Here is a 23657-nt window from a genome sequence, read left to right as displayed (position 1 = left end):
TCGTCAGAGCCCGTCCGTCAAGTGGCTCCGCGGCTTCACGATGTCGGTCAGGAGCCGGCCCCGTTTGAAGATCGAGATCGTCCCCGTCGACTGCGAGATGCAAAGCGCGATCGCGGTAGACGTAGCCGTGATCGCGGCCGCGGCTTCGTGCCTGGTTCCCAGCCCCTGAGGCAATGGCTCGTCGAGCTTGGCCTGAGGGGCAAGGTAGCGCCCCGCGCTCAGGATGACGCCGTCCCCGCGAATGATGAACGCCCCATCAATGGCCGAGAATTCCTTGATCGTCTCTTCGAGCCGGGGGTCGAGGATGTTCCGCTCCCCCTCGGGATATCCGTGGAACGGATTCATCACGAGCTGTCGGCTCTGAGCGAGCACTCGCTCACTATCGCCCACGACGAACAAGGTTCCCACCGGGCGCCCTTCGCGCCCTTCGAGGCTGAGCTCGCTGGCCAAAGTGAGCAGGCGCTCGAAGACCGCGGGCGTGACGTCGGGAGGAAGCGGGTCGGCGGCCGAGTCGCCGAACATCTCGACCTCGACGCCGAGGTCGAGCACAATGATCATATCAATGGTTCCCGACCCATCGATTCCGGTCAGACAGACGATCCGATCCCCCACCCTCAGCAGGTTCTCGGCGGCGGCAACCAGGGTTGCCACTTTCACCTGCCCCGCTCGGGTCATGGTGATATCGGGGACGCGGACAATCGCACAGAGGTCTTCCCACCCTGGCGGTGCCTGGAACCCTGCGCGGCGGGAGACCAGGATGACGCGGAAATCAACGTCCTGGATCAAGTCCGCGAGGTTCTGGTCGTTCTCGACCACGTCGGCGTAAAGCAGGATCACCCGCGCACCGACTTCTCGGGCGATCGCATGGGCGTGTCGAACCAGGCTTCGAGTCAAAGTCTTCAAAGGGATCTCACGGCTTCTCGGTTGCGGCCGGCACCGCTCGATCGTGGGGAAATTCGACGGCGATCTCGAGGACACCCAGGTCGTCCAAATTGTTCGGATCGAGCTTGGTTCCAATCTGATCGATTCGAAGCAAGTTGCGCCCGGGATGGAGTAGGCCCGCGGGAATCGGCAGTTGAATGCGCTCGGCGGTCTCATTCTTGGAGGTGATGTGCCGGTTCAGGTAGTCGAACGGACGGCCGTTGATTGAGACATTGGTCCGGATCTCTCCGTCCTTGACGAAGCTGAAGAAGGGAAGCCCCGCGCTTTCGCCGGCCACTTGAACCACGTCGAGACTGAGAAAGGCGGCTCCAGGAGGAACGTCGGCAAGCTCGATCGCGCGTTCCAGCGTTCGCCCTTCGGGTTGAGGCGGATCGAGCGGAAGCGGGCTCGCGACGATCTCATTTCCCAAGTGGTGGGCCGTGGCGTCGACGACGATTCTCCGGCCGCGGCCGAGAACCTCGAGCCGCCTCAATCGGTTGCGTGCGACCGTGAATCGTCCCACAAAAGGAACTTCCAGGGTCAAACCGGTGGCGGTGTGGCTGACCAAGGCGCCATCGATCCGGTCGAGATCGAGGGGGTCGTCCCCCGGCGCGGCGCGCCAGTCGATCCGCAGCCAGGTCCCGTCGATGGGCTCCGACTGACCGGCGACTCGGCGGAACTGGAGTCCGGCGACTTCACTCCAGGGCATTTGGATCTCGTTGGGATCGACCCGCAGCTTGATCGCGCCGGCGTCGGCTTGCACGATGGTGCCGAAAACCTGGTCACCGCCGGAAAGGCGGATTTCGTCTTGGGTCGGGTCAACTTCCAGGCCCATGCCCCCTTCGGAGAACCGAACCAGGCGAAGGTCATCGAAATAGGCCTTGAGGCCGTTGGGCGCCGGTCCACGGCCCGCGTTGCTGGTGGCGAGCCGGACCTCGACGAGGGAGCCGCCCGGGCCTTTACCGTGTGCGAGGTCGTTGCCGTCCACGGCGATCTCGGTTTGCTCCGGCCCAAAGCGAAGGCTCAAGCGGTGCCAACCGGCTTTGCGCGCGAGACGCTGGACCGCGAGCGCCGGTCCACCGGGAGACTCGACCGAAAGGCTTTCTTCCGACCAACCGAGGATGACGCGAACCGTCACCGGGTCGGCCGGGCTTCGGAACAGAAGATCGACAAAACAATGCTGATCGGGCTCGATGGCCCCGCTGTCGTAAAAGGCGAGTTCAAGCCGGCCCGCCGCCACCGGTTCGTCCAGGCGACGGGTCACGGAGGTTCCCCCCGCGGGAATACGCAGGCTATGTTCACCGGCCATCTTCGGCTCGTTGGCGATTTCAGGATCACCGATGAGCACCCACCGCTTGCCGTTCAGGGTCTCGAACCCATCGTCGAAGATTTGCATCTCGCCCAGGCGTTGCACGACCGAGCGGACTCCCGACCGCGCGATCGACACGCGGCCGCCGGCCGAGCTTTCGTCGAGCCGCACTTGCTTGCCATCCACGAGCCCAAGCCGTCCGGAAATCCTCCGCCCAAGGCCCAGATCGACCTGGAATGGAGGAGAGCCGGCGGTCGGTTCGGGGCCTGGCCCATCAAAGGTAACCACCGCCCCTTTCTCGATCGGCAGCGCGGAACCGCTTCCGTCGACTGCAAATCGAACCACCGACGACGTGTCGTCGATCAGGAGCTTTCCGGCGAGGCGCCGGCCGTCGGGCGGTTGCAGCGTCCCCGACCAGTCCGGTGGAGACGAAGGCTCGCCGGCGCGAGCTGGTCCCCAGCTCCCAGGAATTAGGAGTCCGATCAACGCGAGTGAACCGAGCCGTGTACTCATCCTATCGATTCTACGGCGTTTTTTCCTGACTCGGCAAGCATTATCGACAATTCGAAAAGTAATCTCCGCAACCACCTGCGAAAGACCAAGGCCATGGGAATTGTCCTGGTCAACCGAACAGGCCATTTCGGACGAACGATTGCCCGACGGCACGCGCCCCTTTGCCGATTCAACCGGTTTCCGTTGGGTCCGCCAAGGCGTTGAACGCGGGCCCTGGATCCGCGCTCGACCGCTTTTCGTTCGACTCGCGAATGGGCGACGGATAGAACGTCTCCGGGACACTCAGGTATCTCGGGTCCGTTCCCACGTTCTCTCTCAAGGAGATTTGACCGATGCTCCGATGGCTTCGCTTTGCGCTTCCCCTTTTGCTGGCGGCCGCGTCCTGTTGCCCGAATCTCTGGGCCGCCGAGAACGATCGGCCGCTTCGGATCATTGTGTTCGGAGCTCATCCTGATGATTGCGAGCTCGAGGCGGGCGGTGTCGCCGCGCGTTGGGCCAAGCTCGGGCACAAGGTCAAGTTCGTCAGTGCAACCAACGGAGACATTGGCCATCACGAGATGGCCGGCGCAATCCTGGCTCGGCGCCGCGCGGCCGAGGTTCAGGAGTGCGCCAAGATCCTCGGCATCACGTCCGAAGTCCTCGATATCCACGACGGCGAGTTGTTGCCGACGTTGGAAAACCGCCGGACATTCACCCGGAAGATTCGCGAGTGGCAGGCCGACGTGGTGATCTCCCACCGCCCCAACGACTATCACCCGGACCATCGCTACACGGGGGTTCTCGTTCAGGATGCCGCGTTCATGGTGATCGTCCCGAGCTTTTGCCCCGACGTTCCCGCGTTGAGGAAAAACCCGGTTTTTCTGTACACCGAGGACGATTTCAAGAAGCCGAATCCGTTCCAGCCCGACGTCGTCGTCCCGATCGATTCCACGCTCGACCAGAAAGTTCGAGCGATTGACGCTCTCGGGTCCCAGTTCTACGAGTGGAACCCCTGGCTCGCCGGCTATCTCGATCAGGTTCCAACCGGAAAAGCCGAGCGGCTCGACTGGACCCGGAAACGGACCACCCAGCGTTACGGAGCGCTCGCCGATCGTTTCCGCGACAAGTTAGTCAAGGAATTCGGCCCGGAGAAGGGAAAGGCGGTGAAAACGGCCGAGGCGTTTGAGGTTTGCGAATATGGGACCCAGCCCAACGAGGGAGAGCTGAGAAGACTCTTTCCGTTCTTCGACGCAGACTAACCTGCTAGCCTGAGCATCGCTTCGACAACGACAACGCGACCGGGACTCACTCCTGCTCGCGATTCGAGGAACCGCCCGCGCAACGAAAAAAAAGCCCCGGAATGTCGGCGCCTGGGAGGCGAGCCGACATTCCGGGGCATGACCTTGGCGGGTCAGCGAGTCAGATCAGACCTGACGGTTCAATCGCGACCGTCGGATCGACGTCACGGAGGGGTCGTCGCGACGGGGGGTCCACCGCAGCGGCGAAGGTGATCCTTGTCGATGTAGACGACCTCAACCCGATGATCGACGTGGTTGAACGGGATCGGGTAGTCGGACCAGTACGACTCGTCGAAGTAGATGGTGCACTTGTAGTGGCAGTGGACGAGTTGGCACGGTCCGGCCAGAGGATAGACCTTGCAAGGGTCGATCTTGTCGCCGATCTTCTCGATCAGGAACCGAACGTTGTTCCTCTGCGTCTCGTAGAACGGCGGCGATCCGTTCTTGAACTTGGTGACCTTGTTCCAGACTTCCTGCTCGCTGGGCGGGTCGAGGCACGTCGCCGGAGCGAATTCGCCCACGATCGGGTCGAGAATGGGGACGCGATCCGCTTCCTCGCGTTCCATATCGCGTTCGAGTCGTTGCTGCTGAGACGGCAAGATCGGCCATGCAAACGACCAACCGGTCGGACGCAGTGGCGAAATGTTCCGGAATACGTAGGACAGGCCGCAACCGAGGTTGCTAGTGGCGACGACCGCCAATAAGGTTCCCGTCAGAATCCCGCGAACCCAGCGCGGGGTGATCGGGCCCCGATGCCGCGCGAATTGGGTCATTGGATCTCCCCTCCATGGAACTTGCGCGAACGCGCCGGCGGGCAATCCTGCCCCACCGGCCTCGGCGCCGGGCTCGTTGATTCGGCGCTGATGACCGATCGATTCGGCGTCGTGTCGAATCGACTAACCGGCCCATGTGGCTTAGTTATCGAACGAGGATAGCTCGGTGTGTGAGGAATTTCCTTGCTGTGACGCAAATTCCTCTTGCATCATTCGCCCTCGCGTCATAGGCCCCATTTCTGAAGTCTTTGTTTCGAATGTTTGGGAGAATTTCCTGGGTTCGAAACGACCGAAGAGCCGCCAGGAACGAATCCTGGCGACTCTTCGGTGTTGAGAAAGACGTGGGATCGTGGTGACCCTCTCGCCTGGCTCAGTAGGCGAACAGGCCGAACGGGTACGGGGTGAAGAACGGTCGGGTGTAGTGCTTCTTGAAGTCGAGCCACCACAGGCCGTCATCCCAACGAAGCGTGACTGCTCTCCAGTCGAGGGGCACTTCGGGGTAGGGGTGGGGCGGGCCGATGTTCGGCCAGGCCTGCCAGGGGTAGACGGTCGGGTAGCCGACCGCGGAGTAGTTGGGATAGGGAGCGTAGCTGGGCCACGCGTAGTTCGGCTGACCCGGAACGGCCGCCTGAGTGGCACCCGGTGCTCCGGCAGGACCTTCGGGAAGCGGCCCGCCGTCGAAGGAGGGCCCGGCAGGGGCGGCTCCGGCACCAGCGCCACCGTCGTAGATGACCTCGCCACCGCCAACACCGGCTGCGTTACCGAAGCGGTTGTGACGGCCTCCCATCGCCACTTGTTGCGGCTGGTACTGGACCGGCTGAACCCGGCTGTCACTGGCCAAATTCAGTTGATCGCTGACCGCGGCTACGCCGGGAACCCCTTGGACGCGGGCGACCGCTTCGGCTTTCTGGGCCGGAGTGGCGACCGTACCAGTGAGGGTGACCACGCCGTCGCGGGTCTCGATCGCAATACGATATCCGGAAAGGGCCTGACTTGCTCTGAGGGCCCCGGCGACGGCGTTGGCCGTCGTCTGGTTGGGACTCTGAGCCATCGCCTGTCCCTGGGTCGACGCGGCGAAGCCGGCCAGAAGGCCGAGTGCCTTGGAAATCCGTTTCAGTCCAACCAACATGGGCTTGTCCTTCTCCCGCCAGTATCCGACTCGACCACTCTAGCGCACGACGAGCGGGACACGTCGTTCGGGTCGGGGATTGGTCCGACGCTACTGCGTCTCGGAAGTGACCGTTCCTGACAAGGACTGCCCGACGCTTGCGCCGGAAGAGACCCTGGCAAAGGAAGCGGGCCGATCATCGCAACGGATGAAAGGGGCGGGTTGAATTGGGGGATAATCAAATGAAGCCTTCGCGATTCCATCCGCCGTACTCCGATTCGTCGCGAAACTATGTCGCGCGGTTTTGGCGTGTCAAATCGCAAGGCAAAAAAAAACCGGGGCCGAAAGGCCCCGTTATGGTAACACGTGTGTGGAATTGAGTTTACGCGTTCGGAAAAAGTTCAGCTCGCGAGATTCGCCTCCGGAGCGACCAGGCTTCGGGGCGGTACGGTCGTATCGACTTGCCCGCTTCCCATGGTCATTCCGATCAGCAGGATCGTCATCGATCCGCCAGCGAAGAGGGCGAAATCCGAGTCATGTCGACCACAAAAGGCACCGGCGAGGCCGAGGCCGATCATGGCCACGACGAAGCCCGCGCGGCCCCGGTTCGCCCATCGAATCGAGGAGGGGGGCAAAAGTCGACTCACGCAGAGCGCAATCACTCCAACCACCTGGAACAGGATCACGGAGAGTTCGAGCATCGCGCAGAGGCGAAGGCTGGACAAGGCCATACAGGCTCCTTCCTTGGGCACTGTCTGGAGATGTGATGTCCGTCGCTGCGGCAAGATGAATAAACTTGAACGATGAGGAGCTAATGCAGCTTCAAAGCCAAACCTTGAGAAAACCTCAAAATGGCCACTCTCGCGGCAAAGCAAGAGGACAACTTGAGAAAAAAATAACCTCCGACCCATTTTTTTGGGCCGGAGGTCGGAAAAAACTACAAAACGTGTGTCGTCAAACTTACAGAGTGCAAACCAAGCGAAGCATACGGGTGCCAAGCCGGAGCGGTTCGATGGCCTCAACGGCGCATTCCGCGACCGCGAATCATAATGGGCTTCTCGATCGTGCCCACGCCACTGATATCGAGGACCTTCCAGCCGTCCTTCTCGTGACGAGCGGTAATCGTCCGCCGGTAGTACTCGCCGTTCTTACCCGGTTTGCCGAGAATGAGCGTGTATCGCCCCGTGCTCTTGGGCGCGTTATTGCCGACGACCGTGTACCCCTCTAGCTTGTTGGCCAGGTCGCTCAGGTCGTCCTCGGTCAGGCTTTGTTCCAGGATCGAGGCGAAGAGCTTCTGATTCTTCGGGCCGGAAGCCTCGGTCGGCGCCCGTCGGGCGGTGGCCTCCGCCAATCGTTCCGCATTCTTCGCCTTGAGCGCTTTCAGAAATGCGTCCACGGCGCTATTGGGCGATCGGAAACTGGCGTGCCCGGTATCACCACCGGCATGGGTCCCCTCGGTTCCCCCCGGATATCCCGGAATCTCGCCGCTGTTGGCCCCCGGACTGGCGGGAATATCACCAGGCATCATGCCAGGCATGGAGCCACCCGGCGCGCCTGTGGCACTTGTGGGAATTCCGGGAGGGTTGGCCAACATGTTATTGGCCATGGCACCAGGAGCCCCCGGTCCCTCAGGAGTTGTCGGGACCGCCGGAGCTTCCGTCGGCAAGGGCTTGTTCCCGAGCGCGAGCATGTCCGCAGTCGCCGACGCGTTCTTCGCTCGACTCGGATCCACGGCGGCCCCGGGTGCTTCCGATGCCGCGGATGCGGCCGGCGTCTCCTCGGCAGAACTCGCGGCGGCGACCGGCTCGGCCGTGGGCGCGGCGGCGGCGGCGGGAGTTGGGGCCGAGGCTTCGGCGGGTGCCGCCGCGGCGGGCGCTTCACTCTCGGCGACGGCGGGAGTTGCCGGCTCGGACGCCGGAGCTGGGGCCGCGGGGGCTGGGGCCGCCGGAGCGGCAGCCGGCCCTGAGGACGCAGGCGGTTCGGCGGCCGCGTTCGTGTCGGCGTCGGGGTCGGGAATATCACTTCCCCCGCAGCCAGCGATGACGAGAGACAGGCTGGCCAGCCGAAGCATTGATCGCCAGGATTTCCCAAGGTTCATGAGTCGACGATCCTTTCCGAGAAAGGCTGGGGAGGGATGTGCGACAGGTTGGACCCTTGGCCAAGACTTAGCCAATACCAGCCGGTCCGTTACGAACCATTATGACGATGCCGGGGGACTTCGGTAAAGAGGGTGGATGGGCGGAAGCATTGGCAGCCATGAAGCGAGGCGAATCCGCTACTTTCGGTCCTGGTCCGATCGGATCGGGCTCGTTGAAACGCACCGACGAATCGACCCGGCCGGTCGTGAACCGTCACGGCCATTAACGGTTCCAGGCGGCGGCGGACTTGCTCCGCCCTGAACCGCGGTTTATGATAAAATGAGTAGTCTCGCGAGCAACATTGCGCTGGAGCCACAGTAATGCCGTCAGCCCAGAAGGTTATCCTTCTCGTCGACGACGATAATGAAATCGTCGAATCCATGCGCGCCGTTCTTGAGAGCAAGGGCTACCGGATCATGGTTGCGAGGGACGGCAATTCCGGACTCACGATCGCCGAGCGCGAGAGTCCCGACTTGATCGTCCTGGACATGATGATGCCCAAGAAGAGCGGGTTCCTCGTTCTCGAGAAGCTCAAGGGGCGGCCCGGAGGTCTGATTCCGACCATCATGATCACCGGGAACGAGGGCAGCCGCCACCGCGCCTACGCCGAGATGCTCGGGGTTCGCGACTATATTCGCAAGCCGTTCGCGATGGAAAAACTGGTCAAATCGGTCGAGAAGATCCTCGACCCGCGCGCCACCAAAGGGGACGACCAGGACGATCGCTGAGCCCTCCGCGATCGTCACTGCGTCAGCCAAGCCGATGCTCGTCCAGCCACCGCCGATCCAGGGGACACCCCCCTGGCGGCGGCTTACGGGATGGGATAACCGAGCGTCCGCAGCAGGCTTGTCAGGGCAATCAGTGGCAGGCCCATGATCGACGTGTAATCTTGCGTTTCGACCCGATCGAAGAGTGAGATTCCGCGCTCCTCCAGCTTGTAACTCCCCGCGCAATCGAGAGGACGATCGGCCGCCACATAGCGTTCCAGCTCGACACGCGATAGCGGTCGCATGTGCATCGTCGTGATGTCGGTGTGGACCGAGGTTTTTCCCTGGGTCCACACCGCGAGCGCCGTGATCAGTAGGTGCGACCGTCCCGCCATTGCGGAGAGTTGCTCGACAGCGCCCTCGGTCGTTCCCGGCTTGCCGTAGATCCTCCCCTCGAAACTGACGAGTTGATCGCTCCCGATCAGGGTCGCGGCCGGCTCGGCTTCGCCGAGGCTTTGGGCCTTGGCGAGCGCGAGGTGCTCGGCCAATTCACGCGGTTCCCAGTCCCCCAATTTCATCGCGTCCTCATCGACCCGAGGCGCGAGACAACGAAACGGAATCCCCAACCTCGCCAACAAGGTTCGGCGGTAAGGCGATGTACTCGCGAGGATCAACTCCTTCAAGATCCGAACCTCCGCGCTGAGGGGAGCCTGACCTGATGCGCGTCGCTCCCAAGGGGCCGATAATCCACCGCACTTAACGGCGATCCGGTTCACCGTGCTCGGTCTTGTACTGGAGGTCGTAGGCTTCGAGCCAGGCTTTGGCGCGAGGCAGGTCGACCGCGCGAACCCAGACCCGCGGACCGTCGCGCATGCTGCCGAGCGCGTCATGCATGTCATGGGTGTCTGCCACGGCAGGCATCCCTTCCTCGTTCAACTTGTCGGCGAGGAACGTCGCCTGCATCAGGTCGCTCGCCCAGTAGGCTTCGACCAGGTCCTCGAGCGGCGGGGCGGCTTGAGGAATCGGGTCATTGCCCGGCGGCATATCGAGTTCGAGCGGAGAGTGGGCAGGCGGAACCGAATCGGCGAGCACGAAGGTCGGGTCCTCAACTCCATCACGGCCGGTCCCACATGACCAGCAGACCTCGAACGAGGGGTCAACCTTCGTCGCACATTTCGTACAGGTCCACATGTCGCGGTTACCTCAACCCATTGTCGTTTGGATCGTCCAGAGGCTCGGAAACGGAACGGTTCAGAAGGCCTCGACGTCCGCGCGGCGCGCCTTCTTGCGGAGCTCAAATTCGTCGACGAGGCCACGCGCCCGAGCATAATCCTCGGCGCGCACTTCGAGTCGAGGCGAGAACAGGGGCAGCACGTATTCCATGTTTCCCATGTGCGTCCCATTGGCCACGGCCATGATCCCGTTCTCGGCCAGGCGGTCAACCAGGAACTTGGCCTCCGCCGAGTCGCGTGGCCGGTAGCATTCCACGAGTTCGAATGGAGGAGCGGGCCACTCGGGTTCGAGGGTCGATTTCGGCGGGGAGTTCCTCAAATCACCAGGCGGATGATCCTCGATCGGGTCGGCATTGTCGGCCGTGACGAACGTGGGGTCTTCCACACCGTCTGCGGTCGTACCGCACGACCAGCAGACGTCGAACGAGGGCTCCACGCTGACGCCACATTTCGGGCAGATCCACATGATGAACTCCTGAAAGGAGCATTCCTTGCCGAGAGCGCACGACCGCCTGGACTGGTCACAGTCCTTCGAGCGGTCGCGCGATCGCTCCGTCTCTTGATCGTCCCCTTACAGTCGGAGCGTGTCCAGAAGTTCGGAGGCGGACAGGATGTATCCGAAAAAGAAATCACCGAAGAGCGCGTATTTCGCCGAGCTCACGTCGTACCGCATCGTGTAAACGATCTCCTTGAGGTACGACGGGTTCTTCGCCCAGAGCGTGACCCCCCACTCCCAGTCGTCGATTCCGGTGGAGGCGGTGATCAACTGTGACACTCTTCCAGCGAATTTCATACCGCTTCGGCCATGGTGGCTCATCAATTCCGAGCGTTCTTCAAACGGAAGCAGATACCAGTTCTGATCGCCCTGGCGCATTTTGCTCATCGGGTAGAAGCAGAAGCAGGGCCAGTCGGGGAAGTCGGGATAAAGCCGCTGCTGGTTCATCGGCTCCAGCCGCGCGGCGTAGGCGGCGACTTTCGTCTTGTAGCTCGAGCTCTCGGGGTCGATCCCTTCGCGATCGCGGAGGATTCGGCCGTATTCCTCGACATCGGGCACGTATTCCGAGACCTCGGTGATCGAGTAGAACGAGCTGGTCGCCACCAAGGCCGGACCGAGGGGGGAGGCCTGGATTGCGATCTGGGTCGCGTGAACGGCTTTCAGGTCCGCTCCGGCCAGCATGATCCCGAAGTCGGCCTTGTGGCCGGGGACCGCGAAGCACTGCAGACGGTCGGGAGCGCCCGGTGCGGCCGGGTCGAGCACCTTCTTCAAAGCCTCGATCCCTTCCCGCCGCGTCTCGGCCGAGAGACCGGCCAGAGCGGCCCGATCGACCTTGTAAAAGACGTGCAGGAAGTGCCAACCCTCTTGGGGAACCAAGGTCGCCGGAACCTGAGCCGCGGATGCCGGTCGATGGCCATGTGGCGGCGTAGGAGGGGTCGTCTGAGAAGTCGGTTCGGCGCCCTGCGACATGGCGGTTGCTCCCTTAAACTTAGCGGGTGGAATGGACAGAGAACGCGCGACTCCTCGAGAACGATCAGGCCGGTGCGAGCGGAGCTTCGATGGAGCTCACGCCCTCCTCCTTCCCCATCGTTTGTCCCCGCGGAAACAGGAAACAAGGCGTCTCGAGTGACGTCAGCGTCCTCGTGAAGTCATCATCGAGGTTGCGTGGAAGACCCCATTCTACGCGGGACCGAGCGACGGGCCAAGGTGACGGAATCGAGTCTTCGCCACGGGTGACTCGTCCTCGCGATCGGTCACATCCTGGCTCCACCCACTCTGCAAAGTGATTGGGATGATCTCGTTACGCCCGATTCGTTGGGGGTTCGCCATCGTTGAACCCGTTTGCGCCGTGGGCGATGTCATCTCCCAGAGTAGGTCGACAAAGCCATCCAGCCTCTTCCGGGGTTTGCCTCCCGGTATCGACAACCCCGACATTAGGCCCCATGACTTCGGCCCCGTCTCGATACCTGGTTTGACTCTTTTGCTCCTCGAGAGCAGTTCCTTATCAAGGCACTGGGCGTTGCAGGATGACCCGCTTGACGGCCGCCTGGGCGGGCCGGCCGGGCGCCTCGCCGACTTGGAACGTGGCCGCCTCCGTCGTCCCCGAGATCGACACCGAGTGCGGGCCGGCCTCGAGCCCCCGGAGGGTGAGGCGGCCCGAGGCGTCGGCCCGGAGGGTCGCCGGCCAGAGCGAGGCGAAAGGGCCCTGGGGGCGGGCCAACGTGAAGGATTCGCCAGCGAGCGGCCGGCCGGCGTGGTCGACGAATTCAAGCGTGACCGACTCTCCGGGCGCGGGGATCTCGAGGGCGAGCGGCGGCGGAACCTTGTCTGACTCGACCTGGAGTTCGACCGCCTTCGAGGCCCAGATCCCGTCGCGGGCGGCCTGGACCAGGTAGCGACCGGGCGTGAGCCCGGCGAGAGTGAATCGGCCGTCGGGCCCGGCCGTGGTCGCGAAGCCGAGCGCGGCGTCGAGGACCCCTCGCCCCTGGTGGGCGGCCACGACCCGGACGAGCGACCCGTCGACGCGTGGGGCCCGGCCGCCGAGCTTGACCGTCCCCTCGGCCTCGATTGTGGGCGGTAGGACCACCCGCCGGGCCGCCCCCTCCTCGAGCGGGACGATCGCCGCGCCATGGCGGCCGGGGAGCGAGACGACCAGCGTCGGCTTCTCGACGAGCCCGGCCTTGGGAGGGTCGTCGGCATTGCCAAACCTCCACATCCCCCGCCAGGTCAAATGGCCGCTGGCGTCGCTGATCCCGTGCGCTGTGGGCTGCTCCTGCCCAGGCTCGTAGAGGATGGCTTGGGCGGCGAAGGCGGGCGTCGTGCCGTCAGGCAGGAACACGGTCAAGGGCGCGGCCTCGGGCGCTCCCGGGTTGACGGTAATTCCGCCCATGCCGAGCATCGTCTGCCGCTTGGCGGCTGAGCGGTCGGCGGCCTCGGGTTCGCCAGGCTTGAGCTCGACGTGCACCACCTCGCCCGCGACGACCTCGACCACCGGCCGGCCGCAGTTCCGTTGCGTCCCGTCGGGCATCTTCTCGAAGAGTTGGAGCGTCGCCGGGCCGCTGGGGAAGGGCCCGGCGAGGAAGTCGCCCGTCGCCGGGTCGTATCGCCAGCTCGGCTCGAGGACGCGCCTGTCGTACTGGGGAAAGACCCCATAGTCGGCGGCCCACCGGCCGTCGGCGGGCTTGAGGGTTCCCCGGACGTAGCCGAGCGGCCTGGCCCGCAGTTCGAGAGTCGCCTCGCGGCCCGGGACGACCGCGACCTCGGCGGCCGGCACGAGCGCGAACCGCCCGCGGAGGGCGTCGTCCGCCGGCATCGGACCCGCCGTCGACCATGGCGGCGGCGTCGGGCCGTTGAGGTGGCCTGCGACGAACAACTTGCGCCCGGGCAGGCCCTTGAAGCGGATCTCACCCCGCTCGTCGGTCGAGCTGATCGACCCGTCGAAGCCGACCACGCCCCGCGCCGGCCGGCCGTCGACGTCGAGCAGCCGGACGAGGAGCGACCCCGTTTGTCGCTCGCGACGGACGCCAACCAGGCGGATCGGCTCGACCGCCCCGAGCGTGGGCGAGACCGGAACCAGCGCCTCGGCCTCGTCGTACGGCGCTTCATGGATCGGGAACGAGTTGATCGGCGCGTCGCGAAACCGGACGACGACCGTCCACAGCCCGGCCGATTCGAACGAACGCTCGCCGGCCCCCTCCCCGTTGAGCTTCATGCTGGAGCTCCAGTTCGTCTGCCCGCCCCGGCCGAACTGGAGGCTGACGTCCTGGTCGGTCACGGGGCGGCCGTCGGGGCGGACGACCAGGAATCGCGCGACGTGCTCGACGGGGGCGGTCGCCAGGGTCACCTTCGCCTCGCGTCCAGGCGAGACGGCCACGCCGTGGGCCTCGGCGTGGGCATAAGCCGCGTAGAGGCCGGGCAGGAGGTCGCCGAAGTGCGCGACGCCGTCCCGGTCGGTCGCCGCCGTCGGGCCGAGGATGGCGTCGAGAGCGGCCAGCGCGGGGCCTTCCGTACCGCTGGCCCAGCCGAAGCCGAAGTGGATATTCGCGCCCCCTTCGGCCTCGAGGCGGACGTTGGCACCGGAGAGGGGCTTGTCGTCCTTGAGCACGGTGACGCTCGCCGAGCCGCCAGAGTCGGCCAGGGTCAGGTCGAGCTTCGAGGGTCGGTCGTTCCGGGTTGAGCGGGCCTCGGCGTTCGCCACGGCGGGAGGACGCCCTTTGGCCTTGGCGACCACGACAAGGCCCTCGACAAAGCCGTGGACCGGCCCGCTGATCGCGTAGTGGCCCCGGGCGTCGGTGGAGGCCTGTCGGACGTCCTCGTACATCCGCATGCCTCCGTGGAAGGCGGTCCGGACGAAGACGTCGGCCCCGGCCAGCGGCCGGCCCGACGTGTCGCGGACGGTCCCCTCGACCCAGAGCTCGTCCTTGTCGTTCTTACCTCGCCGGCCGTTGAGATGCTGAAGCAATTTCTTCTGCTGCTCGACCTCCTCGGGCGTGGGCGGCGGGATCTCGTCGACCACAAGGCCCTCGACCTTCCCCCCCGGCGCGACCCAGACGGTGACCTGGCCGGCCCGAACGCCTTCGTTGCCCTTCGTCAGCCGGAGGACGTACCGGCCCGGCGGGATCTCGCGGACCTCGAACCGGCCGTCCTCGTCGCAGGGCGTAGGCTTCTGAGTCTTGGGGTCGAGGACGACGTTGACCCCCGGCCCGGCGAGCTTCGGTGCCAACCGCCCCGCGATCGAGCCGAATCGTGCCAGCGGCGAGGTCTCGACGGTCACGGTCTTCCCCGCGGCCACCTCAAACATCGGGGAGGAGCCCGACCCCTCGCCGGGGACCGTGACCCAGAGTTGCCTGGTACCCTCGAACCAGCGCATCCGGAACCGACCCGCGGCGTCCGTCCGGCCGGCGAACCGGGCGTTGGCGGGGCCGAACGATTGGAAGGCCGCCGCGTCCGGAACCACGCGGACCGGACGGTCGGGCAGGGGCTTGCCGTCGGGCCCCCGGACAAGGACGTCGACCTCGCCCGGCTCCGGGCACTCGACGCGGAGGATGCCCTTCTTCCAACTCGCCTTGACGTGCCTGGCCAGGCCCTGGGCAACCGACTGACGCAAAGGCTCCGGTGGAAGGGGAAACGGGGGGGAATCGATCGGCTCAACCTGCCATCGCCCGGCGGGTTCGGCCACGGCCCAGCAGGGCGTCGCCACCCCGTCGGGCTGGGGGACGGACCAACCGGACGGGGCCGGCGAGCGGAACCGTCCCTGGCCGTCGACGACGACCGCGAATCTCGGGTCGGTCTGCTCGATGACGTGCAGCGTCAGGCCGGCCGCTGGCCGGTCGGTACCGGCGAATCGGGCCACACCCTCGATCGTCCCGAGCGGTTCATCGACGGCGACGGCGGGGATCGCCAACAATAAGGCGAACGTGACGAGCATAGGAGGCCTCCCATCGACCTCGATCGTCCCGCCATCGATCGTCGGACGGGCCGGGACCGGTATGATTCGGAGGGTCGGTCTGCCGCGATCGTAATGATACTCGTGAGGCGATGCAACGATGCGCTCGCTCGGTTCCATCACGGCGATTTACCCCAGAGTGGAATTGCGGACCCGCCCCGGAGAAAAGCGTCTTTTGGGCCGCGGTAGCTGTCGGGCCGACACAAGTGCAGGAACAGGCCAACTCGGCAAACGAACTGGCGGACAGCCATGTGCCGTAGTCGCGGCCGGCCCGAATCCGTCGGTCCGCCACGCCTCCAGGGTTACCTCAAGTCCTCTCGTGGCTAAGCCAATATTTACGCTCGCCCACCTTTCACAATTCTCGCATCCATAATTGCCAACACATAAAGTGCGTCCCTGAGATTGGAGCATCTGGAGGCCGTCCTTTGGGTACGGCCAGCAGGACCGACTTAAGAGAAGAAGGGTCCCGAACGATCGCTCGCCGCGGATCGACGTGGTCCCGGCCCGGGATCGCATCACAACCAACCGGGGTGCCGGTTCACCGGTGCCTGTCGAACGCCTCGACCTCGACGCCTCATCCGACTCAATTTCCTCGGGAGAAGAGATGCGGCACCCCCTTGGCGCCAATCGTTTACTCCAGTAGATCTATCATGGTAAACAAAAACTTGGTCGGGGAGGCGCGGGCGATGGGCGAGACGCAACTGGGGCGGATGCAATTCCGCATCATGCAGGAATTGTGGGAGCGCGGGAGAATCACCGCCCGCGAGATCACGGACGCTCTGAACGAGTCGGAGCCGGGATCGGTGGCGCACAGCACCGTGCAGACGCTCTTGCGTCAGCTCGAGGCGAAGGGAGCGGTCGGCCATTCTGCGGAGGGCAGGACTTTCCTTTTCTACGCACAACTCAAAGAGGACCGGGTCAAAAAGACCGCGACCCGCGATCTCTTGGAGCGGGTCTTTGGCGGGAGCGTCGGCAGTCTGGTCGCTCACCTGCTCACCAACGAGCAGCTCTCGAAAAAGGAGCTCGACGAGCTCCATCGCTTGATCGACCAGAGGCGCAAGGATTAACCGAAAGGGGTTGCCATGTCGCACGATCTTGCAACGCTCACAACGCTTCTGATGGGCCTTGCGTTGACCTGGCTCGCGCAGTCGACGTTACTCCTCGGGATCGGCCTGCTCGCCGGCCGGCTGGTCAGGAAGTCGGGCCCCGCCGTGCAGTCGGCCGTTTATCGAACCACGCTGGCGGGCGTTTTGGTCTGTCCGATCGCCTCGGCGCTGTTGACCTGGGCCGGCGTCGACGGATTCAAACTCCGCCTCCCGCCACCTAGGACCGAGGTGTCCACGGGGATGAAACTGGGTGCCGAATTGCGGCAACAGCCGATCGACGAGGCTCGACCCGCCCAGAGATTCGAGCCGGGGCTCGAGTCGATTTCCTCGATCGCAGGGATGAGTCCGAATCCCGAGCCGCCGGTGCAACCAATCCCGATGGTTGAGCCGAAGATATTGGAGACTCAACAGCCTGCTCCGTCTCACCTGTTGAGCCTGATGCCGATGGCGGGGATTGCCTTCGCGGTCTGGCTGATCGGATCGGTCGTTTTGATGGTGAGGCTCTTGATCGGTCAGCGGCGGATGGCTCGCCTGCGGTCCGCGGCGGTCCCGGTCGAGGCCGACGCTGAGGCGCTCTGTCGCGAGATCGCGGATCGGCTGAGGCTGACCGCGCCGAGCGTCTTGCGAAGCCCATTCCTGTTCAGCCCGTGTCTGGATGGGCTCTGGAGACCGGCAATTCTGCTTCCGGACGACGTCGTCGATAATCTCCGCGAGACGTTCGTTCACGAACTGGCGCACCTCGCCCGCCGCGACGGGCTCTGGAACCTGCTGAGGCGATTGGCGTCGGCGAACTTGTGGATCCAACCGTTGCTCTGGATCCTCTCACGCCGGCTGGAGGTGACCGCTGAGGAGGTTTGCGACGATTACGTGGTGCAGCATGGCGCCGACCGCGCCCGATACGCCGGCCATCTGGTCGAACTGGCGGGTCGCGCGCTACCGCCGACCGCGCTTTCGGGGGTGGGGATCAGCTCGCTCCGATCATTGCTCGGACAGCGGGTCGTGCGGATCCTCGACTCCTCACGGTCGCTCAGCACCCGTGCCGGACGGCGGACCGTGGCAGCGGCACTGATCGCCGGGATTGCAGGAACCCTGCTCGCGGGGCTGCTCGGCGTCAGCGGGGCGAGGAAGGAAGTCAAGGCAGCGGCCCCGCAGGTCGAAGCGCCGAAGCCTGACGCCGCGGAGAAGGCCGACGACAACCGGACAGTCCATGGCCAGGTGATCGACCCTGATGGGAAGCCAGTGCCGGGAGCGACTGTCTATCTCACTCCGGCTTATGGATACCTGAGTAAGCCCAACACCTTGGTTGTTTCCACGACGGCAGGGGCCGATGGCCGATTCATCATCGAGGTTCCCGAAACGAGGGAGTTCGAGCACAGTCGGATCGTGTCGGCGGGGGCCCCGGGGTTCGGGGTCGGCTGGGTCAAGACGAGTCCGGGCGACCGGTTGGACAATCTGGGGCTGCAACTGGAAGTCGATGATGCGCCGATTGACGGCCAGATCGTCGACCTCGAAGGGAATCCGATCGTTGGCGCGAGCCTCCGGGTGATCCAGATCAATGCGTCGCCACTGAACGACCTTGGCCCCTGGCTGGCCGCGGTTGAACGCAAGGAAGGTGATCCCTGGGAGCTCGAACACAGGTACCTCTCACGGTACACCCTCGAGCCGAGTTCCACAGCCCTGACAGACGCCGAAGGCCGCTTCCGGATCACGGGTATCGGCCGAAACCGCGTCGCGTGGCTCCAGCTCGAAAGTCCGAAGGTTGTCAGCCAGCAACTGCGCGTCCTGACCCGGCCGGGCAAGGCTGTGGAAGTCCCGCATGGCGGCGGCGATCACGAAACCGGCGAGCCGCTTGTCGCGACGACCTACTTCGGCGCGAGCTTTCGCCATGCCGCTGCGCCGACGCGGCCGATCGTCGGAGTCGTCCGGGATGCCGACACCAAGAAGCCACTGGCGGGCGTCCCGATCCGCAGTCGGACGCTGGCGACCCGCCCCAATTACCTGGATGACATCGCCCAGACAGTCACCGATGCCGAGGGCCACTTTCGGCTGACGGGTATGCCGAAGGGGAAGGGGAACACAATCGTGGCGGTCCCGAAGGCGGATCAACCGTACGCACCCTGCGTCAAAGAGGTGCCCGACGGTCCGGGGCTCGCGCCGGTGTCGCTCGAGATCGAGCTGAGGCGAGGGGTTTGGATCGAAGGGAAGATCACCGACAAGGCGACGGGTAAGCCAGTGACAGGATTCGTGGAGTATTTCGCCCACTCCAAGAATCCAAGCCTCGCCGAATACCCCGAGTTCGACGGTTCGGTCTTTTCCCATCACCACCCGGTCCAGGAGGACGGCTCATATCGGATCGCCGGCTTGCCCGGTCCTGGTCTGGTCGCCGTGTTGCGACGGGCCGATTATCTCTCCGCGCCCGAGAGAGACGATGAATTCGGGACCCAGCAACGGGAGTTGAGCACGGCCCCGTACCATCTGGGTTTCACGAGCAATTACTCGGCCCTCGCAGAGGTCGATCCGCCCCGCGGCTCCAACTCGCTGCACCGGGACATCACCCTCGACCCGGGGTCCACTTTCCCGGGAATTGTACTCGGTCCCGACGGCAAGCCGATGACCGGGGCGCGAAGCTGGGCCGTGGACTCCTTGGAGCCCATGAAGACGGCTGAATTCACCGTCTCCGGAATGGCCCCCAAGGAGCCGCCGCGCGACCTGGTCTTCCTGCATCCGGAGCGGGGGCTCGTCGGAATCGTGCGGCCCCCCCAGGAGAAGGGGACCTTGGTCACCGTGCGGATGCGGACCGGAGCGATGGCGACCGGGAGATTGGTCGATTCCCAAGGAAAGCCGCGCCCGGGGATGCCGATGCGGCTGGCCTATCGGACGCCCGATCAGGAAAAGTGGTGGGGCTATCCGAACGGACTTGTCGAGACCGACACCCAAGGCCGATTCACGATCAAGGCCCTCGTCCCCGAGTACACGTTCCAACTCCGAGAAGGGACGATCGACGACGGGCCCACCTTCGGTGGTACGCTTCGCGCGGGGGAGCTCATCGACCTCGGCGATATCCGGATCGAAGCGCCCAAGGTCAAACGGGCCGACGCGACAGCGACGGCACTCAAACCGTCGGACAAGCCCAAACCCAACCCGGAGCCCAAGCCGGCGGACATGCCGATTACCGGGCGGATCGTCGACCTGGAGGGCCGGCCGATTCCGGGGGTCACGGTTCAGGTCGACTCGATCTCCAAGGCGAAGGGCGGCGACCTGACCCCCTGGCTGGAGGCCGTGCGGAGGGGCGAGCCGCCCTGGGCGGCGTACCGGCACCTTGAGGAGGACAAGGAGAAGCCCTCAGATAATGCGGAGACCGATCCCCAGGGCCGGTTCCGCATCGAGGGCCTCAACGCTGAAAAGGTCGTCACGCTTTCGATCGCAGGACCCACGGTCGCCTACACGACCCTGGACCTCGTGACGCGGCGGATCGAGCCGTTCCCGACTCGCGGATTTCATAACGACTTCGGTCCCGGGAATCAGACCGTCTATGGAGCTGACCTGACCTTCACGGCCGCGCCGGGCCGGGTCGTCGAGGGTGTCGTTCGCGATGAGAAGACCAAGAAGGTGATGAAAGACGTCGAGGTCCGGAGCCTCAGCTTTGCTGGCTCCAATGTCGGCGTCATCAAGAACCTCAACAAGACCCGCACCAATGGCGAGGGCCGGTTCCGTCTGGCGGGATTCCCCAAAGGCCGCGGAAACAAGCTGCTGATCGTACCCAATGATGATCAGCCCTTTTTCATGCAGGGCGTCGCCATACCCGACACGCCGGGGTTGGGGGCCATTTCGGTCGAGATCGCCCTGCACAGGGGGATCTGGATCGAGGGTAAGCTCACGGACAAAGAAACGGGTGCGCCGGTCGCAGGGGCCTGGCTCCATTACCTGCCCTTTGTGGAGAATCACTTCGTCCAGGCGACCCCCGAATTCCGCGGCGGCGTCTACAGAGCTGGAGCTGGCTATCAAGATCGATACCAGAGCAAGGCCGACGGGACCTACCGCCTGGTCGGGCTGCCGGGTCGAGCGATCGTCGGGGCTGTGGTCTTTACGGGCAAGCCCTATCGCCGCGGTGCCGGCGCCGAGTCGATCCAGGGGATGAACGAGCACGGGCACTTCGCCACCGTTCACAACCCGATCACGGCGAGTCGCTATTTCCCCGATTCGATGAAAGAGATCGAGCCTGCCGAGGACACTGAGGTCGTCGATCTCGACCTCACGCTGGATCCGGGGGCGAAGATCCACCTTCGGGTGGTCGACCCGCAGGGGAAGCCCGTGACGGGGGTGAAAACCGGCGGCTGCCGCGATCGCGGCGGGTACGAGATCGAGCCTGAGGCCCAGGCCGAGATCGATGTGGTGACCCTGGGACCCGAAGAGGATCGGATGGTCTGGTTGGTCCACGAGGGGCGAAAGCTCGGCCGGTTGATTCACGTCAAGGAAGGCGATGACAAGGAAGGCCCCGTCGTCGTAAAGCTCGAACCGTCCGCGACGATCACCGGCCGGATCGTGGATCCCGACGGAAATCCGGTCTCGGGGGCGATCATCCGGCCAGGCCTCAAACCGGGCGGCGATTTCTCCCTGCGTCTGCCCCAGATCGCGTGTGGCAATGACGGGCGATTCACCGTGCCCAACGTGCCGACGGGATGCGACTATTCGCTGGTGGCCGAAAGCTGGGCAAAGATCACCCAGGAGCGGCGGTTTGCATTCAAAGATGCCGCGGTCCGACCGGGCGAAACCACGGACCTCGGCGACATCCCATTGAAGGATTGACCACCAGAGGATCATCTCCACGGGGAGCCGATTCCGATGAGCCCATCGCGATGGTCAGCGTATCGTCCGAGCGCGAGTGCCCCCTGGGACCTGGCTCGCGCCTGGACGCTTCGCCGCGACCTGGGACGAACGACAGCGCGACCTGGAAAGTGGTCCCGAAGCGGCGGTGGACCGGGTCACAAACGGCACCAGCCGCATTCAGGGCACGATCGCGGATCTGCTGGGCGATACAACCGCCAGCGGCGGAAGAGCGAATCAGCAGGGTCCGCTCTTTGCGGACCATCACCATCCGTCATGGGTCAACATCGCGGACCCTACTTCCAACGAGGCCATAATCGAAGATGGTCCGCAATACGCGGACCATCTTCGGGAATCGTTAGGAAGCGTTGACGCCTCGCGGACCAGGCTCAATTGCCAGTCGACTTCTGAGCTTGGCGATAGACCTCTGAGGCCGCCGCCAGGCCCGCGCCCGGTTCCAAGGTGCTCCCGAGGTCGCGCAGGCAGGTTTCCAGAGCGGCGAGCAGCAAGCTCACGTTGGCCTGACGCGAGTTGTGCCCCATCAAACCAATTCGCCAGGCCTTCCCCTTCAGAGAGCCGAGGCCACCACCAACCTCGATTCCCCAGTCGCTCAAGAGCCGACGGCGCACGGCCATGTCGTCGATTCCGTCGGGGATCTGAGCGCAGGTGAGTTGCGGGAGTTGATGCCCCGCGACGGTGACAACGCCAATCCCCATGGCGGCCAGGCCGGCTTTCAAGGCGTTTGCGTTCAAGGCATGACGCGCGTGCCGGGCCTCGAGCCCCTCTTCCACGACCAGGGCGAGCGCCTCGCGAAACGCGAAGTTCATACTGATCGGCGCGGTGTGGTGATAGACGCGGTCGCTTCCCCAGTACTTCTGGATCATCGACATGTCGAGATACCAGCTTTGCACCTTCGTTTTTCGGTTGGCGATCAGCTCGGCGGCGCGAGCGCTGAACGAGACCGGGGCAAGGCCCGGCGGACAGCTCAGGCACTTCTGGGTTCCCGAGTAGACCGCGTCGATCCCCCACTCGTCGATCTTGACCGGAACACCACCGAGCGAGGTCACCGCGTCGATCGCGATGAGGGCACCCGCCTCATGAGCGATCCGGGCGATCTCCTCGACGGGTTGCCAGGCCCCGGTCGAAGTCTCGGCATGGACGATGCCGACCACCTTCGGTCCGACCCGCTTGACCGCGGCCCGGACCTCCTCCGGATCAAAGACTTCGCCGTAGGGGCGTTCAATCACCGTGACCTTGGCCCCCGCGCGTTCGGCGACGTCGACCATCCGGCTGCCGAAGACGCCGTTGACGCAAACGAGCATGGAGTCGCCCGGCTCGATCAGGTTGACGACGACCGCTTCCATCCCGGCCGAGCCTGTTCCCGAGACCGCGAGCGTGAGCCGATTCTCAGTCTGAAACACGTAGCGGAGCAGGTTCTGGGTTTCGTCCATCAAGGCGATGAACTCGGGATCCATGTGCCCGAGCAACGGCAGACCGAGGGCGGCCAGGACTCTCGGGTGAACGTCGCTGGGTCCAGGACCCAGGAGGAGCCGAGGCGAGGGGCTGAGAGGAGACGGAGGCATGGGGCGTTCAATTCCGGACACGGAGAGGCTCCTCGTTTAATGTTCACCCTGGGGCAGACCGGGTTGCTGAAACGACTTGACCAACGCGCTGATCGCTTTGAATTCGGGCCGATCCGAGCGCTCGGTCCACTCGAAAAGGATCGCCTCGGTCGTTGTCAGAACCACGCCCGCCGCTTCGAGCCGGCGGAGCGCGAATTTCCAATCCATCGTCGTCCGCGACGCCACGGCGTCAGCCGGCACCTGGACGGCGAAACCAAGCTTCAGTAACTCGAGCGCCGTCTGCGCGACGCAGACGTGGGCTTCGATTCCCACGAGCGTGACGTGCTTGATGTGATGTCCATAGAGCTGTTCAAGGAACTGGGGAACCGCACAGCAATGAAACGTCGTCTTGGAGTGCCGGTCCGGGATCAGAGCGGCCAGTTCCGCAACGGTCGGGCCCAGCCCTTCGGGGTATTGCTCTGTGGCCAAAAAAGGCAGCTTCAGAATCTCCGCCGCACGGACCAGCCGCACCGCATTCGCGACCACCAGGTCACGGTATTTGATCCGTGCCATCAGCTTCTCTTGGACATCGACGACCAGCAGGGCGCCATGATGTCCGGTGAGGCGTTCGGTTAAACGCATTGACCAGCGCTCCAGCGGCAAGATCGTGTCGAGGAAGGGGCTTGAGCGATGCTAGTGGCCGAATCGAGGCCGTGTCAAGCCGCGCGCTCGGCTTGCTCCGAAAA

General features: G+C 64.5%; 17 protein-coding genes. 4 read left to right on the top strand and 13 right to left on the bottom strand.

Translation table 11 applies throughout. The features are described 5' to 3' along the window. Positions 1-3 precede the first annotated feature (3 nt). Positions 4-903, bottom strand: coding sequence for a DNA integrity scanning protein DisA nucleotide-binding domain protein (locus BUS42_RS32490; protein ID WP_074314057.1), 900 nt, complete (start codon positions 901-903; stop codon positions 4-6). A 7-nt stretch (positions 904-910) separates the two neighbouring features. Continuing rightward, positions 911-2743 carry a hypothetical protein gene (locus BUS42_RS32485; RefSeq protein WP_254053935.1) on the bottom strand — a complete coding sequence of 611 codons (1833 nt, stop codon included), beginning with the start codon at positions 2741-2743 and terminating at the stop codon, positions 911-913. Positions 2744-3075: 332 nt separating this feature from the next. Here BUS42_RS32485 and BUS42_RS32480 point away from each other — a divergent pair, with 332 nt between their 5' ends. After that, a complete protein-coding gene (locus BUS42_RS32480; RefSeq protein ID WP_074314055.1) occupies positions 3076-3981 on the top strand; it encodes a PIG-L deacetylase family protein in 906 nt (301 codons plus the stop codon). Between the two features lie 203 nt (positions 3982-4184). Here the strand turns inward: BUS42_RS32480 and BUS42_RS32475 are convergent, their stop codons facing one another. From BUS42_RS32475 to BUS42_RS32460, 4 genes are all read right to left on the bottom strand, one after another. Further along, positions 4185-4793 carry a hypothetical protein gene (locus tag BUS42_RS32475; protein WP_074314053.1) on the bottom strand — a complete coding sequence of 203 codons (609 nt, stop codon included), beginning with the start codon at positions 4791-4793 and terminating at the stop codon, positions 4185-4187. 370 nt (positions 4794-5163) lie between these two features. Further along, positions 5164-5922, bottom strand: coding sequence for a BON domain-containing protein (locus BUS42_RS32470; protein ID WP_074314052.1), 759 nt, complete (start codon positions 5920-5922; stop codon positions 5164-5166). Positions 5923-6302: 380 nt separating this feature from the next. After that, positions 6303-6632: a hypothetical protein gene (locus BUS42_RS32465; RefSeq protein WP_074314050.1), complete on the bottom strand. Its 330-nt coding sequence runs from the start codon at positions 6630-6632 to the stop codon at positions 6303-6305. 287 nt (positions 6633-6919) lie between these two features. After that, on the bottom strand, positions 6920-7999 hold the full coding sequence (locus BUS42_RS32460; protein WP_074314048.1) for a hypothetical protein: 1080 nt from the start codon (positions 7997-7999) through the stop codon (positions 6920-6922). 360 nt (positions 8000-8359) lie between these two features. On the opposite strand from BUS42_RS32460, the gene BUS42_RS32455 reads away from it, so the two are divergent. Then, a complete protein-coding gene (locus tag BUS42_RS32455) occupies positions 8360-8767 on the top strand; it encodes a response regulator (protein ID WP_074314046.1) in 408 nt (135 codons plus the stop codon). A gap of 83 nt (positions 8768-8850) precedes the next feature. On the opposite strand, the gene BUS42_RS32450 is transcribed toward BUS42_RS32455, so the two are convergent. The 5 genes from BUS42_RS32450 to BUS42_RS32425 form a co-directional block, all read right to left on the bottom strand. Continuing rightward, positions 8851-9429 carry a Maf family protein gene (locus BUS42_RS32450; RefSeq protein WP_074314044.1) on the bottom strand — a complete coding sequence of 193 codons (579 nt, stop codon included), beginning with the start codon at positions 9427-9429 and terminating at the stop codon, positions 8851-8853. A 73-nt stretch (positions 9430-9502) separates the two neighbouring features. Continuing rightward, a complete protein-coding gene (locus BUS42_RS32445) occupies positions 9503-9937 on the bottom strand; it encodes a putative signal transducing protein (RefSeq protein WP_074314042.1) in 435 nt (144 codons plus the stop codon). 60 nt (positions 9938-9997) lie between these two features. After that, on the bottom strand, positions 9998-10444 hold the full coding sequence (locus BUS42_RS32440) for a putative signal transducing protein (RefSeq protein WP_074314040.1): 447 nt from the start codon (positions 10442-10444) through the stop codon (positions 9998-10000). A gap of 105 nt (positions 10445-10549) precedes the next feature. After that, positions 10550-11443, bottom strand: a complete 894-nt coding sequence (gene hemQ / locus BUS42_RS32435; protein ID WP_074314039.1) for a hydrogen peroxide-dependent heme synthase — start codon at positions 11441-11443, stop codon at positions 10550-10552. 535 nt (positions 11444-11978) lie between these two features. Then, on the bottom strand, positions 11979-15401 hold the full coding sequence (locus tag BUS42_RS32425) for an MSCRAMM family protein (RefSeq protein WP_074314035.1): 3423 nt from the start codon (positions 15399-15401) through the stop codon (positions 11979-11981). A gap of 704 nt (positions 15402-16105) precedes the next feature. Between BUS42_RS32425 and BUS42_RS32420 the strand changes: the two genes are divergently transcribed. Beyond that, positions 16106-16486 carry a BlaI/MecI/CopY family transcriptional regulator gene (locus BUS42_RS32420; RefSeq protein ID WP_074314033.1) on the top strand — a complete coding sequence of 127 codons (381 nt, stop codon included), beginning with the start codon at positions 16106-16108 and terminating at the stop codon, positions 16484-16486. A gap of 15 nt (positions 16487-16501) precedes the next feature. Continuing rightward, positions 16502-21331 carry a M56 family metallopeptidase gene (locus BUS42_RS32415; RefSeq protein ID WP_074314031.1) on the top strand — a complete coding sequence of 1610 codons (4830 nt, stop codon included), beginning with the start codon at positions 16502-16504 and terminating at the stop codon, positions 21329-21331. 407 nt (positions 21332-21738) lie between these two features. On the opposite strand, the gene BUS42_RS32410 is transcribed toward BUS42_RS32415, so the two are convergent. Both BUS42_RS32410 and BUS42_RS32405 read right to left on the bottom strand, forming a co-directional pair. After that, entirely contained in the window at positions 21739-22932 is a 1194-nt protein-coding gene (locus BUS42_RS32410) for a pyridoxal-phosphate-dependent aminotransferase family protein (RefSeq protein ID WP_254053934.1), read from the bottom strand. Positions 22933-22968: 36 nt separating this feature from the next. Then, positions 22969-23553, bottom strand: coding sequence for a hydrolase (locus BUS42_RS32405; RefSeq protein WP_074314025.1), 585 nt, complete (start codon positions 23551-23553; stop codon positions 22969-22971). Positions 23554-23657: the final 104 nt, after the last annotated feature.

Source organism: Singulisphaera sp. GP187, from assembly GCF_900129635.1.
In the GTDB taxonomy this organism is placed as follows: domain Bacteria; phylum Planctomycetota; class Planctomycetia; order Isosphaerales; family Isosphaeraceae; genus Singulisphaera.
Note: the sequence above shows the minus strand (reverse complement) of the source record. Positions and strands in the feature narration are given on the sequence as shown.